A 1,400-nucleotide genomic window follows, 5' to 3' on the forward strand; every position below is an offset into this window, starting at 1 on the left:
CCTAGTAGTGCTTCGTTAGGTCTGTTCGTTGAGGCTGATCAGGAGCATGCTGGATGTGTGGACGCACATGAAGTGAACCGTCTGCGGGCGGAGTTGGAACTCTTCGTCGCGGATGTGTTCGCCTCGGTGCCGCGCAAGGACCAGCGGGGCTGGGGCGAATGCTATCTGCGCGGGCTGATGCTGGACGGGCGGCGCAAGTCGATCCAGCCGATGGCCGCGCGGCTGCCGGACGGGAACATGCAGGCACTGCAGCAGTTCGTCAGCCAGTCGCCGTGGGACTGGACACCGGTGCGCCGGCGGATCGCCGAGCGGCTCTGCCAGGCGATCCGGCCCGAGGTGTGGGTGGTCGACGACGTGTCGTTCCCCAAGTGCGGCAAGGCGTCGGTCGGCGTGGCCCGGCAGTACTGCGGCGCGCTGGGCAAGCGGGCCAACTGCCAGGTCGCGGTCAGTGTGCATGCCGCTACGGACACGGCGTCGTGCCCGTTGGAGTGGGACTTGTTTCTGCCCGGGGAGTGGGCCGACGATGCCCGGCGGCGCAAGGCGGCCGGGGTGCCCGAGGACGTCAGGCATGTGCCCAAGTCCCGGCTGGCGCTGGGCCTGCTGGACCGGCTGGCCGACTGGCTGGGACGGGTGCCGGTGATCGTGGCCGATGCCGGTTACGGCCGCAGCGTCTCCTTCCGGCAGTCGCTGGAGGACCGCGGCTGGCGCTATGTGGTGGCCGTCGATCCCAAGGAAATCGTCCAGATGGAGGCGGCCGAGCCGTATCAGGTGCCCTATGGCGGGCTGGGGCCGCCGACCCGGCCCTGTTATCGCGAGGCCGCCCGGCCCCTGACCGATGTCGTCGATGCCACCACATCGTTCCAGCAGGTGACCTGGCGACAAGGCAGCAAGGGCCCGATGACCTCGCGCTTCGCCGTGCTCCAGGTGCGGCCAGCGGGCAAGCTCGCCCGCCGCGCCGCCCAGGAACAGGCCGGTGGACGCAGCCGGTGGGACGGCGTGCTGCCCCTGCGCACCCTGCTCGTCGAACAGAGCGAAAACGAAGCGGCACCGACCGGGTACTGGATGAGCAACCTGCCCGCCACCACCCCGCTCGCGGACCTGGTGCGGTTCGCGAAGATGCGCTGGCGCATCGAGCACGACTACCGCGAACTCAAACACGGCCTGGGCCTGGACCACTTCGAGGGCCGCACCTGGCGCGGCTGGCACCACCACGTCACCCTCGTCACCGCCGCCCAGGCCTTCCTCACCCTCCGGCGCCTGGACCCAAAAGCCCCGAGCAGAGCCTGAGCCTCTACCAAGTCCTCGACACCCTGCAGGACATGCTCCGGTGCTGGACCGGCACCTGCACCACCTGCGGCCAACCACTCACCAGAACCAGAACCTAACGAAGCACTACTAGG

1 protein-coding gene is annotated in these 1,400 nt (G+C 69.1%); it reads left to right on the forward strand.

Annotation, left to right across the window (positions count from 1 at the left end):
• Positions 1 to 57: 57 nt before the first annotated feature.
• Positions 58 to 1,287 (forward strand): IS701 family transposase, encoded by a 1,230-nt coding sequence (locus tag OKJ99_RS08705; RefSeq protein ID WP_326015280.1) that lies wholly within the window; start codon positions 58 to 60, stop codon positions 1,285 to 1,287.
• Positions 1,288 to 1,400: the final 113 nt, after the last annotated feature.

The sequence above is a fragment of the Streptomyces endophyticus genome, from assembly GCF_035798155.1.
In the GTDB taxonomy this organism is placed as follows: domain Bacteria; phylum Actinomycetota; class Actinomycetes; order Streptomycetales; family Streptomycetaceae; genus Streptomyces; species Streptomyces endophyticus.